Origin of the sequence: Nocardioides sp., assembly GCF_030655615.1 — a bacterium.
GTDB lineage: Bacteria > Actinomycetota > Actinomycetes > Propionibacteriales > Nocardioidaceae > Nocardioides.
In genome coordinates this window covers 14285-27090 of the sequence record NZ_JAURVJ010000137.1, presented here as the reverse complement: position 1 = coordinate 27090, position 12806 = coordinate 14285, and the positions used below count along the sequence as shown (strand labels likewise).

The 12806-nt window shown below is 73.0% G+C and carries 12 protein-coding genes; 10 read left to right on the top strand and 2 right to left on the bottom strand.

What is annotated here, in order from left to right; genetic code table 11:
* Window positions 1-3: 3 nt before the first annotated feature.
* Window positions 4-456, top strand: coding sequence for a gamma-glutamylcyclotransferase family protein (locus Q7T52_RS11675; protein WP_304802644.1), 453 nt, complete (start codon window positions 4-6; stop codon window positions 454-456).
* A gap of 137 nt (window positions 457-593) precedes the next feature.
* Here Q7T52_RS11675 and Q7T52_RS11670 read toward each other — a convergent pair whose 3' ends face one another.
* Both Q7T52_RS11670 and Q7T52_RS11665 read right to left on the bottom strand, forming a co-directional pair.
* On the bottom strand, window positions 594-1724 hold the full coding sequence (locus tag Q7T52_RS11670; protein WP_304802642.1) for a type IV toxin-antitoxin system AbiEi family antitoxin domain-containing protein: 1131 nt from the start codon (window positions 1722-1724) through the stop codon (window positions 594-596).
* Window positions 1725-1769: 45 nt separating this feature from the next.
* Window positions 1770-3428 carry a hypothetical protein gene (locus tag Q7T52_RS11665; protein WP_304802640.1) on the bottom strand — a complete coding sequence of 553 codons (1659 nt, stop codon included), beginning with the start codon at window positions 3426-3428 and terminating at the stop codon, window positions 1770-1772.
* Between the two features lie 95 nt (window positions 3429-3523).
* On the opposite strand from Q7T52_RS11665, the gene Q7T52_RS11660 reads away from it, so the two are divergent.
* From Q7T52_RS11660 to Q7T52_RS11620, 9 genes are all read left to right on the top strand, one after another.
* Window positions 3524-4345 carry a purine-nucleoside phosphorylase gene (locus Q7T52_RS11660; RefSeq protein ID WP_304802638.1) on the top strand — a complete coding sequence of 274 codons (822 nt, stop codon included), beginning with the start codon at window positions 3524-3526 and terminating at the stop codon, window positions 4343-4345.
* A 10-nt stretch (window positions 4346-4355) separates the two neighbouring features.
* On the top strand, window positions 4356-5015 hold the full coding sequence (locus Q7T52_RS11655; protein WP_304802636.1) for a TetR/AcrR family transcriptional regulator: 660 nt from the start codon (window positions 4356-4358) through the stop codon (window positions 5013-5015).
* A 128-nt stretch (window positions 5016-5143) separates the two neighbouring features.
* Complete coding sequence (locus tag Q7T52_RS11650; RefSeq protein ID WP_304802635.1) at window positions 5144-6253, top strand: hemin ABC transporter substrate-binding protein; 1110 nt, start codon at window positions 5144-5146, stop codon at window positions 6251-6253.
* Between the two features lie 23 nt (window positions 6254-6276).
* Complete coding sequence (locus tag Q7T52_RS11645; protein ID WP_304802633.1) at window positions 6277-7356, top strand: iron ABC transporter permease; 1080 nt, start codon at window positions 6277-6279, stop codon at window positions 7354-7356.
* Window positions 7353-8141 carry a heme ABC transporter ATP-binding protein gene (locus tag Q7T52_RS11640; RefSeq protein WP_304802631.1) on the top strand — a complete coding sequence of 263 codons (789 nt, stop codon included), beginning with the start codon at window positions 7353-7355 and terminating at the stop codon, window positions 8139-8141. The genes Q7T52_RS11645 and Q7T52_RS11640 overlap by 4 nt, the downstream gene beginning before the upstream one ends.
* Entirely contained in the window at window positions 8138-9328 is a 1191-nt protein-coding gene (locus Q7T52_RS11635) for a hypothetical protein (protein ID WP_304802630.1), read from the top strand. Before Q7T52_RS11640 ends, Q7T52_RS11635 begins: the two co-directional genes overlap by 4 nt.
* Window positions 9325-10773, top strand: coding sequence for a hypothetical protein (locus tag Q7T52_RS11630; RefSeq protein WP_304802628.1), 1449 nt, complete (start codon window positions 9325-9327; stop codon window positions 10771-10773). Before Q7T52_RS11635 ends, Q7T52_RS11630 begins: the two co-directional genes overlap by 4 nt.
* The gene (locus Q7T52_RS11625; RefSeq protein ID WP_304802626.1) at window positions 10740-12146 is read left to right on the top strand and encodes an Ig-like domain repeat protein; all 1407 of its coding nucleotides are present in this window, start codon (window positions 10740-10742) and stop codon (window positions 12144-12146) included. Before Q7T52_RS11630 ends, Q7T52_RS11625 begins: the two co-directional genes overlap by 34 nt.
* A complete protein-coding gene (locus tag Q7T52_RS11620; RefSeq protein ID WP_304802624.1) occupies window positions 12107-12625 on the top strand; it encodes a TetR/AcrR family transcriptional regulator in 519 nt (172 codons plus the stop codon). The genes Q7T52_RS11625 and Q7T52_RS11620 overlap by 40 nt, the downstream gene beginning before the upstream one ends.
* Window positions 12626-12806: the final 181 nt, after the last annotated feature.

Below are 12806 nucleotides of genomic sequence, written 5' to 3'. Positions count from 1 at the left end.
TCCGTGACGTTGTACGCCGCCTACGGGAGCAACCTCGACCCGGCCCGGATGAGCGAGCGTTGCCCCCACTCCCCGCTGCAGACGACCGGCTGGCTGACCGGCTGGCGCCTGACGTTCGGCGGCGAGGAGCACGGCTGGGACGGCGCCCTCCCCACCCTGGTGCAGGACCCGTTCGAGCAGGTCTTCGTCGCCGTCTACGACGTCGGCCCCCTCGACGAGTCCACGCTGGACGGCTGGGAGCAGGCCGACTCCGGCCTCTACCGCAAGACCAAGGTCAGGGTCTCGACCATGACCGGCGAGCTCGTGGTGTGGACCTACGTCCTCGACGCCTACGAGGGCGGCCTCCCCTCCGCCGTCACCCTCGGCGTCCTCGCCGACGCCGCCGAGGCTGCCGACGCGCCCGCTGACTACGTGTCTGCGTTGCGGCGGCGTGACTGTCGGTCGACTGGCCTGTAGGTCGAGGTTCTGGATGCCCTGGGGGGTGTCGGGTACGGCAGGAATACCCGGTGCACCGGGTATTCCTACACCTAACGGGGGTTGCAACACCCCAGAGGCGACTGAACAACCCCCGAGGTCCGGCCGCAGATGTCCCGTCAGGCGTCAGTGCCTGCGAGGAACGCCATGATCCGCGCAGCAGTGCGCTCCGGGTGCTCGAGGTCGGCCCAGGTGATGCGGAGGCAGCGCCATCCGGTCAGTCGGCCGATCATCGACTCGCGCTCCTTCTCGCGCACCACGACGTCGGACGCACGCTCGCCATCCCGGAGGAGCTTCTCGTACTTGACCTTCCCGTCGAACTCCAGCCAGACCCCGAGCTCCGGCCAAGCGAAGTCGAGGCGGGCCACCACGTCCCCGCACGCGTTCCGTACCTTGTACTGGGGCTCGGGCATGGGGATCGCATGCCGGTAGCAGAGGTAGAACGTACGCACCTCGCCGACGCTCTCGAGCTCGGGGCGAGCCAGCCGCAGGACGATGTCGGTATGGAGCGTGTTCGGCCAGTGCTCCATCGACGAGTATCGCTTCACGAGCTCGTCGATGGTCGTGAGCTCGTGGTGGAGCAGGTGACAGACGAAGATCAAGCCGGCCTCGACGCTGGTCACGGTGGTGACTTCCAGACCCGCCCGGGCCGGCGCCATCACCTGGACCCCGTTGCGCGTCACCACGTCGCCCGGCTGGATCGTGCCGCAGTGCTGCTGGATGCCCGCCTCCTTGCGGCCTGCTTTGCCGTCGAGCCGCGTCAGGTGGGTGATCGAGAGGTCGAGGCCCCACGTCGGCGCGTCGTACTCCGGCACCGCGGACACGTGGGAGAGCACGACCCCGGTCTTGGCCTGCTTGACCGCCGCGCGGTTGCGAAGCGCGTAGTTACCAACTGCGTCGAGCAGCGCACGCTTGACGGCGTCGGCGTACGCACCGCGTTTGATCTTGTCGAGAACACCGCCGTCGACCAGGCGCTTGATCGCGCGGTCGTTGTACCCGGCAGCAATGAGCTCCTTGCGCAGGAGGACCGGGGTGAGTCGCGGGTCGTCGGGTGGCCATTCGGCAGGTGGTCGCATCATGGCGGCGTGGTTGCCCCGGCTCGCCCTGGGGACAAACCGGGCCTCTGACCGCCTGTGGATGGCCGCCTGGATGAGGTGCGCGGTCGAACCATCGGTCTGAAAGGCACATCTGAACATCGGGGCTTGCCCCTGATGTTCGTGGGGGTTGCATTGGCCCCGAAGTGCAGGCATACCCGGTGCACCGGGTATTCCTGCCGACCCCGCCCACCCCAAAAATCACACCATCTTGTCCACGATCCGCGAGGCGTCGTGAGCCGCGTCCTCGTCACTCAACCGGTAGAGCTTCTCGGCGGCGAGCAACCCCGTGACGGAGACGCCGACCGAGTCGGAGGAGCGCTTCAACCGGCGCGCCACCCGGTCGAAGTACGCCGTGGCGGCGGCGGCCAAGGCGTCGGCGCCGCCCACGTCGCCGAGGACGCGGGAGGGGAGGTCGAGGGCGCGGATGCGGCCGAGGTCGTCGTCGATGCCGTGGGAGGCGGTGTCGAGGTCGTGGGCGGCCTCGCGCATGGTGCGCGGATCGACGTCGTAGCCGGCGCCGCCGTTGACCAGCTCGCCGAGGTGGGTCTGGCCCCAGAGCTTCCAGTCCTTCGCGGCCTCGGTGGAGGAGGGCGAGTACTGCGACGCACCGGCCTCGCTGATGCTGACGATCCGGCCGTCGACGATCGCGAGGTTCTGGACCATGTTGCCGACGTCGTGGGTGCGGGCGCCGTCGAGGTCGCTCTGGCTGATGCCGCCGTCGTCGCCGGAGTCGACCGTGACCAGCTGGCCGCGCTCGTCGCGGCCGGACTGCACGGCGAAGGTGAACACGCCGCCCTCCTGGACCACGACGCCGTTGGCGTTGTCGGGGGCGTGCCACGACTGGGTCGCCTGGTACTCCCCGTCCTTGAGCTCGACCTGGTAGAGCGCACCGTCGGTCTTGCCCAGGTAGAGCTCGCCGTTCGGCCCGACCGTGGCGTACGACGACGCGGGCGCCCTGATCTTGTCGATCGCCTCCACGTGCCCGCCCTCGCCGGCCGCCTCGAGGTCGCTGCGGCGGTAGACGTAGACGAAGCTGCCGGCGTCCTCGGTCGAGGTCACGAGCACGCGGTCGCCCTGCACGGCGACCCCGCCGGAGTGGTTGGGCTGGTGGTCGGCGCCGGGTGCGCTCGAGCCGGGCGCGCCACCCAGGTCGACGGTGTGCAGCGGGGTGCCGTCGGCGCCCATGATGCTGAGCCGGCTGCCGTCGGTCTCGCCCTCGCGCGGGTCGTAGGACGTGACGAGGTACTGCCCGGTCGCGGGGTCGTAGGCGAGGCCCTGCTGGGTCCAGCCGCCGGGGATCCCGTTGATCCCGGAGTCGGGGATGCGGGCCCCGGGCAGCGCGTCCTGGTCGAGGTAGAAGACGTAGTCGAGGACGGCGCCACGCCCGACCCACTCGTCGATCTCGTCGTCGACCTTGCGCAGCGCCCGCACCGCCCGCGACAGCACCACGCTGTAGAGCCCCTCGATGACCCGCAGCCGACCGACCACGGTCAGCCGGTAGAGCGTCTCGCTGAACGGCGGCAGGTCCTTCGGGCGGTCGCGCCAGACCTGGATGGCCTCGTCGGCCGAGGTGCACGTCGTCCGGTAGCCGTCGGCGACGACGTCGAGCGCCACGCTCCCCCGGTGCAGCCGGAACGACGCCATCGCGGCCGACAGGTAGGCCTCGAGGCCCTGGGTCTCGAACATCTTGCGGGCCAGGCCGCCCCACCAGACCTGCAGCGGCTTGGAGGCCGCGTCGACGATCGCGCGGGCGTCGGCGTCGACCGAGCGGCTCGAGGCGGCGGCGTCGGCCACCAGCTGGGCGATCCGGCCGGGGTCGCCCGAGGTCAGGTCGAGGTAGTACTTCTCGGGATCCACGCGTCCAGCGTTACCCGTGGGCCCTCCACCAAACGTCGACGCCCGGTCCGTGGCGGGCTCGGACCCGGGGCCGGGAGGTCCTAGAGTCTCGCCTTGTGAGCGACTCCCCTGCTGCCGGATCCCCCGACTCCCCCCAGGAGGCCGCCACCGCCGCGGCCGCGCGCCTGGCCGAGCTGACCGGGGTCGAGCGCCACGACGTCGCGCTGGTCCTCGGCAGCGGCTGGCTGCCGGCCGTCGACGCGCTGGGCGAGGCGACCGCCGAGATCGACACCACCGACCTGCCCGGCTTCTCCGCCGCGGCGGTCGTCGGCCACTCCGGCAAGATCCGCAGCATCAAGGCCGGCGACAAGCAGCTGCTCGTCTTCCTGAGCCGCACCCACTACTACGAGGGCAAGGGCGTCGCGGCCGTCGTGCACGGCGTACGCACCGCTGCCGCCGCCGGGTGCCGCGCGATCGTGCTCACCAACGGCTGCGGCGGCCTCAAGGAGACCTGGAGCCCCGGCACGCCGGTGCTGATCAGCGACCACATCAACCTGACCGGCCGCTCCCCCATCGAGGGTGCCCACTTCGTCGACCTCACCGACCTCTACTCGCCCCGGCTGCGGGCGCTGTGCCGCGAGGTCGACCCGAGCCTCGACGAGGGCGTCTACGTCCAGTTCCCCGGGCCCCACTACGAGACGCCGGCCGAGATCGGGATGGTCCGCGCCATCGGCGGCCACCTCGTCGGCATGAGCACCACGCTCGAGGCCATCGCCGCCCGCGAGGCGGGCCTGGAGGTGCTCGGCATCAGCCTGGTCACCAACCTGGCGGCCGGCATCAGCGGCGAGCCGCTCGACCACGCCGAGGTGCTGGAGGCCGGACGCGCCGCCGCGAGCCGGATGGGCGACCTGCTGGGTCGCGTCGTACCCGGAATCTGAGGCGTACGCCGTGGCCGGACCGGACAGCGTCGTCCCGGGGTCGAGCCCAGCCGACGAGACCCGTCGACGGCTGGTCGTCGCCGCCACCCTCGGGTTCGCCGAGCACGGCGTCCACACGGCGTCGCTGCTCGAGATCACCCGCCAGGCCGGCCAGCGCAACCGCGGTGCCGTCCACTACCACTTCGGGTCGCGCACGGGCATGCTCGTCGCCGTCCTCGAGCAGCACGTCGAGCTGCTCGCGGGCCGCGAGCACGAGCTCCTCGCCGTGGCCCACGGCCGGCCCGACACCGACCTCGCCTCCGCCGTCGAGGCCCTCGTCCGACCGGCGGTCGAGCTCGCGGAGCTGGGTGGGCAGGGTCGCGCCTACCTGATGATCCTGGCGCAGCTGGTCGAGGAGGACCCGGCCGCGATGGACCCCGAGGTCGTGAGCGCGCTGGAGCGGATGGGCGGCTACGACGCCTACGCGCTGCTGGAGCGCCGCGTGCCCTCGATGCCGGACGACCTGCGGGCCGAGCGGCTCTCGCTCGTGACCGCGTTCATCCTGCGCGCCATCGCCGACCGCGGGCGCGCCGGCGAGCAGCCCACGGCCCGGCGCCAGCTCGACCTCGAGCCGTTCGCGGCCAACCTGGTGGCGATGGTCGTCGGGATGCTCACCGCACCGGGCCCCTGACGCGGTCCGGGGCGTGTCCCGGGGCCAGGGGGAGGTCACCCCGGGACGGAGGCGGTGAGGTTAGGCATACCTTAATCAGGTTATGCTGCCTTCCTCTCGGCGCTCGCCCACACACAGGATCGACACTGATGACCCGCCTCACCCTGCGTGCCACCTTGGGCACCTCGCTCACCGTGCTGCTCCTCGCCGGCTGCGGCCCGGTGCTCGACTCCGGTGACGGCGACGGCGACAGCGCTGACCGGCCCGAGACGCAGGTCCCCACGCTGTCCGACGTCACACCGCTCGACGACCCGCGCTCGTGGGACGGCGTGGTCGACCTCAACCTGCCCGACCCCGAGATCGTCCCGGTCGAGGCCGACCCCCAGCCGCAGCTGCCCGCGACGGTGACCGACGCCCAGGGCACCGAGGTCGTCGTCGAGGACGTCAGCCGCATCCTGGCCCTCGACATCTACGGCACCCTGGCCCACACCGTGTTCGACCTCGGCCTGGGCGACAACGTCATCGGGCGCGACCTGTCGGCGTCGTTCCCCGAGATCGCGGACCGCCCGCTGGTCACCGAGAACGGCCACGAGCTCAATGCCGAGGCGATCCTCGACCTCGACCCCACCGTGGTCATCACCGACACCTCGCTCGGCCCCTACGACGTGCTGCTGCAGCTGCGCGACGCGGGCATCCCCGTGGTCTTCACCGACTCCGAGCGAGGCATCGACAACCTCGCGTCGCTGACCCAGGAGGTCGCGGACGCGCTCGGCATGACGGCGGCGGGCGAGGAGCTCGGCGCCCGCATCGAGAAGCAGGCCGCCGACACCGCGGCCGCGATCGCCGAGGTCGCGCCCCAGGACGTGACCGGCAAGCTGCGCACCGTCTTCCTCTACGTGCGAGGCCAGGCCGGGGTCTACTACATGTTCGGCGAGGGCTCGGGTGCCGACGCCCTGATCGAGGCGTCCGGGGGCTACGACGTCGCGGCCGAGATCGGCTGGAACGGCATGAAGCCCGTCACCGACGAGGCCCTCATCGAGGCCGCCCCCGACGTTCTGCTGATGATGAGCAAGGGACTCGAGTCCGTCGGCGGCGTCGACGGCCTGCTCGAGCGGTTCCCGGCGCTGGCCAACACCCCGGCCGGCGAGCACGAGCGGATCGTCGCGATGGACGACGACGTCGTGCTCAGCTTTGGCCCGCGCACCTCCGACGTCCTCAACGCCGTCGCCGTCGCCCTCTACGCGCCCGACGCGCTCTGACCGCCGTGACGCAGACCGCACCCGTGCCGACCAGGGCGCCGGCCGGCGTACCGACCCCGAGCCGGAGGCGCCCGACCCGCTCGGCCGTCTTCGTCGTCGCGCTCTCGGTCGGCCTGCTGCTCGCCTCGCTCGTCGCGGCGGGCTCGGGGCAGCTCGTGATCCCGTTCGACCAGGTCGTCGGGTCGGTGCTGCACCGGATCGGCCTCGACCTCGGCCCCATGCCCACCCACCCGCGGGGCGACGACACCCTGTGGTCGGTGCGGTTCCCGCGCGTGACGATGGCGATCGTCGTCGGTGCCGCCCTCGGCGTCGCCGGGGCCCTCATGCAGGGCGTCTTCGGCAACCCGCTGGCCGAGCCGAGCGTCGTCGGGGTCTCCGGCGGGGCCGCCGTCGCCGCCGCGGCGTCGATCGCGTTCTCCTGGACCTTCGCCGGGCAGTGGACCATCGCCGTCTGCGCCTTCGTCGGGGGTCTCGTCACCACCCTCGCGGTCTATGCGCTGGCCCGCGCCGACGGCCGCACCGAGGTCGTCACGCTCGTGCTCACCGGCATCGCGGTCAACGCGGTCGCCGGTGCCGCCCTGGCCTTCCTGCTGTTCGTCGGCGACACCCAGGCCCGCGAGCAGATCGTCTTCTGGCAGCTCGGCAGCCTCAACGGCAGCCGCTGGCAGTACGTCGCCGTCGTCGCGCCCTTCGCGATCGTCGGCTGCCTCGTCGCGCTCGCGTGCGCCCGCCGGCTCGACCTGCTGGCCCTCGGCGAGCGCCCGGCCCGCCACCTCGGCGTCGACGTCGAGCGCCTCCGCGTCGGGCTCATCGTCGTCGTCGCGCTGCTCACCGCGGCCGCCGTCAGCTTCTGCGGGATCGTGGCGTTCGTCGGCCTCGTCGTGCCCCACCTGGTGCGGATGGTCACCGGGCCCGGCCACCGGATCGTGCTGCCGGCGTCCATGCTGGCCGGTGCGCTCGTCCTCGTCATCGCCGACACCACCGCCCGCAGCTTCGTCGCCGGCGCCGACCTGCCCATCGGCATGCTGACGTCGCTCGTCGGCGGACCGTTCTTCTTCTGGATGCTGCGTCGTACCCGTCGCACGGCCGGAGGCTGGTCGTGAGCGCCCTCGTCGCCCGCGGCGTCGTGGTCCGCTACGGCCCCACCATCGTGCTCGACGGTGTCGACCTCGACGTGCGCCACGGCGAGGTCCTCGCGCTCGTCGGCCCCAACGGCGCCGGCAAGTCCACGCTGCTCGGCGTGCTCGCGGGCGACGTCGACGCCACCGAGGGCAAGGTCGAGGTGCTCGGCCGGTCGCTCGAGGAGTGGCGCCTCCGCGACCTCGCCCGCGAGAGAGCAGTGCTCACACAAGAGCACAGCGTCGCGTTCCCGTTCCCCGTCGAGCACGTCGTCCGCATGGGGCGGGCGCCCTGGCGCGGCCGCTCCGAGGAGGACCTCGACGACGACGTGGTGGCCGAGGCCATGGCCACCGCCGACATCAGCCACCTCGGCGAGCGCTCGTTCGGCGCGCTCTCCGGCGGTGAAAAGGGGCGGACGTCGTTCGCCCGCATCCTCGCCCAGCGCACCGGCGTCCTGATGCTCGACGAGCCCACCGCGGCGCTCGACCTCGGGCACCAGGAGGCCGTGCTGGCCCGGGCCCGCGCCCAGGCCGACGAGGGCGCGGCCGTCGTGGTCGTCCTCCACGACCTCAGCCTCGCCGCTGCCTGGTCCGACCGGGTGGTGCTGCTCGCGCAGGGCCGGGTGGCCGCCGAGGGCCCGCCGGCCGAGGTGCTGCGCGGGCCGCTGCTGAGCGAGGTCTACGACTACCCGATCGAGGTGCTCCCCCACCCGGTCACCGGCGACCTGCTCGTGCTGCCCGACCGGCGCACGGCGAAGGAGCAGCCATGAGGCGCACCGTCCTCGTCCTGACCACCGCGATCACGGCCCTGCTGGTGGTCCTCGGCGGCGCTCCCGCCCTGGCCGACTCGAGGGTCGACGTCACCAACGACCGCGGCGGCGACCAGGCCGACCTGACCTACCAGACCAAGCTGACCATCGAGGGCGACGGCTTCCAGGTCGTCCGCGGCGGCTTCGGCGGCGTCTACGTCCTCTTCGGCTGGGTCAAGGACCCCGGGGGCGGCGCCTGGCGGCCCTCGCGCGGCGGCCTGACCGGCCGCGACTACCAGTACATCCCCGACGCCGAGAGCACCGAGGACAGCAAGGGCTACCTGCGCTTCGTCGCCTTCCCCGGCGGCTCCACCGCGGGCGAGGCGGCGGCCGTCCTGTCGCCGTCGGGCGGCTTCACCGTCGACATGACCGTCCCCGGTCCTGTCTTCCAGAGCGTCGACCGCGACGGCGAGGTCGCCGAGGTCGACTGCCGCACGGTCACCTGCGGGGTCATCACCATCGGCGCCCACGGCGTCAAGAACGCCCGCAACGAGACCTTCACCCCCGTCCGGTTCGCCAGCGTGTACGACGCCGCGCCGGCCACCGCGCCCACCACGACGCCGACGACCGCAGCGCCCACCGCGACCGCCAGCGAGACCCCCGGCTCCACCGCCTCGACGGCGCCCGCGGCCGGGTCTCCCACCACGGGCGCCCCCCAGGTCGCGGTCGGCACCCCGGCCGTGACCGTCGACCGGCCCACCGCCGTCAGCGGCCGAGCGATGTCCTTCTCCGCCCAGGGCTTCACGCCCGGCGAGCAGGTCGTCGCCACCCTCGACGACGGCGTCGCCGCGCTCGGCCCGATGCTCGCCGGCACCTCCGGCGAGGTCGCCGGCGTGCTCCAGCTGCCGGCCGACCTCGGCGTCGGCACCCACGAGCTGCGCGTCACCGGCGCCGCCTCCGGCACCGAGGCTTCCGAGCTGTTCCCGGTCGCCGCCGGCGACGCACCGGCGCAGGCATCGACCTCGACGCCCGGCGACGGAGACGGAGACGGCAACGGCGACGACCAGGGCGGACTGGTCTTCCTCGGCGTCGCCGCCCTGGCCTTCCTGCTGGCCCTGGTCGCCTTCGCGGTCGTCCGGCTGCGCGGTCGGCGTACCGTAGGCCAGTCCGGCCCAGCCGGCCCGACCGGCCAGACGAGCCCGGCATGAGCGCCCGCGCGCACGGCCTCGTCGCGGCGGCGGTGTCGCTGGTCGTCCTCCTCCTGGCCGGCCTGGCGCTCGCCGGCGGTGCCTCCGCCGACGAGACCCCGACGCCCGACCCCACCACGTCCCCGACCTCCCCCACCCAGACCACGACGACCGAGCCCACCGAGCCCACCGGGCCGGTCGCCCTCGACGACGCGGTGCTCGCCTGGGGCCTCAACAACGAGAGCAACAACAAGGCGTTCGCGCCCGGTACCTACAACTTCCTGTCCGCCGGCGCGGTGCCCGACCCCGGCAAGGGCGGACAGAACATCGTGACCCCGGGCGTGTGGCGCGGCACCACCACCAAGGCCTGGCGGGCTAGGGCCGGCGAGGTCGAGCTCCAGAAGCGGCGCGCCGACGGCACCTGGGCGGGCGCGAGCTTCGCCGGCCTCTCGACCGCCGCCGACGGCACCCCGCTGACCTCGACGACCGGCCCGTTCTCCGGCCACCGGGTCGTCCTCACCGGTGGCACCGGCACCGTCGACGCCGCTGCCGGCACCGCGACGATCAGCTGGACCGGCACGTTCTCGGTCGTCTACTACTCCGGCTTCACGTTCTTCACCGTCACCAACCCCTCGCTCGTCGTCGCCGACGGCGTCGGCCGGCTCAGCGCCACCCTGGCCGGCTACGCCGCCGACCGCGACGACCCCGACAAGTGGTCGGCCGTGCCCGCCCAGCGCGTCGTGGTCGCCGACCTGCCCGCCGTCGACCTCAGCGGCGACGACGGCTTCTCGGCCCAGCCGGCCTACCTCGGCGTCCGCGGCGGCGAGGGCCAGGTCCGCGAGGGCAGCTCGTGGGGCGCCTTCCCCGCGACCTTCCTCGCCTACATGGACCGCGTCGGGTCCTCGGCGTTCTGGTACTCCTCCGGCGGCTCGGCCGACTCCCACAAGGTGCCCACCCCGGTCACCATCACCTTCGACGCCGACCGCGCGGTCCCCGACCCGACCGACCCCACGAGCGAGCCCACCGACGACGAGACCGACCCGACCGACCCGTCCGCCTCCCCCACCACCACCGTCGGCCCGACCCCGCCGACGCCGACGGTCCCCGCCGCCCCGGTCGCCCCCACGCTGCCGGCCGTGACCCAGCTGCCCGGCCCGTCGATCCCGCCCCAGCCGGGCGCCGTGCCCTCCGCAGCACCGGTCGCCGCAGCGGTCGCCGTACCCCAGCCCGTCGTGCCGCCCACCGTCTACGCCCTCGCCGCCGAGACCAGCGAGGCCGGCACCGCCGGGTCCGGGCCCTCGTGGACGTGGTGGCTCGGCGGCCTGCTCCTGGTCGGCGCCGCCGGCCTGACCCTGCTGACGGTCCGCTCGGGCCGCGCGCTCCCGAAGGGAACCTCGCGATCCGCCGCCTCCTCACCACCACGCTCACCGCCGTGCTCGTCGCTGCCGCCACCCCCGTCGTCCTGACGGCGACGTCGGTGCCCGCGCACGCCGCGCCCCAGCAGGTCAGCGGCGCGACCTTCACCTGGGGGCTCAACGGCTACGCCCAGAAGGGCGTCTTCGGCCCGTGGCGCCTCCCGGCCAGCACCGGCAACGCGACGCCGCTGCTCGGCACGACCTCGAACGGGTCCCAGTCCGAGTACGCCGCCCTGCCCGGCGACACGTCGATGCCGGCGAGCTCGCCGCAGAGGACGCCCAACGCCGTGAAGTTCGTGCTGGGCACCGGCACCGCCGATCCCGCGACGGGGGCCATGACCCTGGCGTGGAGCGGGTCCTACACGGTCAACGCCTACCCGGCCTCCTACCACGCACCCGACGAGATCTACGCCGACCCGCGCCTGACGACCGCCGCCGACGGCAGCGGGGCGCTCACCCTCGACGTGACCATCGGCGCGGGCGTCGACATCGACGGCAACCCCAGCCCGGCCCGCCACCTCGGGCGGCTGACCGTGCTCAGCTTCGGCGCGGGCGCCGACGTGGTGTCGGGCGACACCTTCCGGCTCACGCCGGCCTACCAGGGCGTCACCGTCACCGAGGACCCCGCGCAGGCCACCTGCTCGGGCACCTGGGGCTCGTGGCCGGCAGCCTTCGTCAACGCGATGCCGGCCTCGGTCAGCCCGCACTTCTACTCGAGCTCGTGCGGCGGCCTCAACGACAACAAGCCCCCGCTCCCGGTCGACGTCGACCTGGGACTGACGGGCCAGATCGCGACGACCACCGCAGTCAGCGCACCCAGCACGCGTTTCGGCCAGGTCGCCACGGCGACCGTCACCGTCAGCGGTACGACGACCGGGACCGTCGCCGTGCGCAGCGGCTCGACCGAGCTGGGCCGGGCCATCCTGACCGACGGCCGGGCGACGGTCGCTCTGGGGAGGCGTGCGGTCGGCCGACACCCGCTCACGGCGACCTACTTCGGCGGTGTGGCGACCACGCCGTCGACCGGGGCGACCACCCTCGTGGTCGCCAAGGCCGCCAGCGCCACCGCGCTCGCGGTCGTCACGAAGCCGACCCGGACCAGGGCCGGCTCGGCCCGCGTCACCGTCACCTCGCCCACGACCACGCCGACCGGCAGGGCGACCATCAGGGTCGGGAAGGGCGCCCAGGTCGTCCGCACCCTGACCGGTGCGCTCCGCTCGGGCCGCGCCACCGTCGTCGTGCCCAGGCTCGCGAAGGGTCGCTACCAGCTCGTGGCGTCGCCGCCTCCACCCGGACCGCCACCCTCGTGGTGGCCTGAACGAGGGCTACTCTCGGCCCCGTGCCGAGGATCAGCGCCGGCTCCGTCGAGGAGCATCGTGAGCAGGTGCACCAGCGCGTCTTCGACGCCCTGGCGGTGCTGCTGACCAAGCGCAGCTTCGACGCGATCAGCATGGCCCAGCTCGCGGCGGCCGCCGGCCTCGGCCGGACGGCGATCTACCACCACTTCCCCGACAAGGAGGCGGTCGTGGTGGCATTCGCGTCCCACGAGACCACCCGCTACCTCGAGGGCCTGCGCGCCGGGCTCACTGACGTCGAGGGACCGGTGGAGCGGTTCCGCGTCTACGTCCGCCACCAGCTCGAGGCCGGCCAGCAGTTCCACATGGGTCTCGGCACCCAGCTCTACGGCGCCCTGTCGCGCGACTCGATGCTCGCCATCCGCGACCACGTGGTCGAGGTCGAGCAGGTCCTCCAGGACCTCCTCGCCGAGGGCATCGCCTCGGGCGACTTCACCGTCCAGGACGAGGGCGCCACCATCTCCCTCATCCACGCCTGCCTCTCCCCCCGCGACCTCCCCACCGAGGCCGTCGAGCGCTTCGTCCTCCGCGCCCTCGGTGCCGTCTGAGCCGCGGTAGTCCCCCACGAACGGGATTCTTGAGTCGATCAAGAATCCCGTTCGTGGGGGACTATCGAGCCTGGCCGAAAGTAAGGCGACCCTAACCGAATCGTGGTACGGTTCTTGACACAACGTCAGTATCTTGCCGACAATGTGTCAACAACCTCGGACCCCGCCGCCACCCCCTGGA

Excerpts from the sequence above, each read along its gene's own strand:
- Q7T52_RS11670 (WP_304802642.1), bottom strand. The coding sequence starts at position 1,724 with ATGCCTGCACTTCGGGGCCAATGCAACCCCCACGAACATCAGGGGCAA.
- Q7T52_RS11650 (WP_304802635.1), top strand. The coding sequence starts at position 5,144 with ATGACCCGCCTCACCCTGCGTGCCACCTTGGGCACCTCGCTCACCGTG.
- Q7T52_RS11635 (WP_304802630.1), top strand. The coding sequence starts at position 8,138 with ATGAGGCGCACCGTCCTCGTCCTGACCACCGCGATCACGGCCCTGCTG.
- Q7T52_RS11630 (WP_304802628.1), top strand. The coding sequence starts at position 9,325 with ATGAGCGCCCGCGCGCACGGCCTCGTCGCGGCGGCGGTGTCGCTGGTC.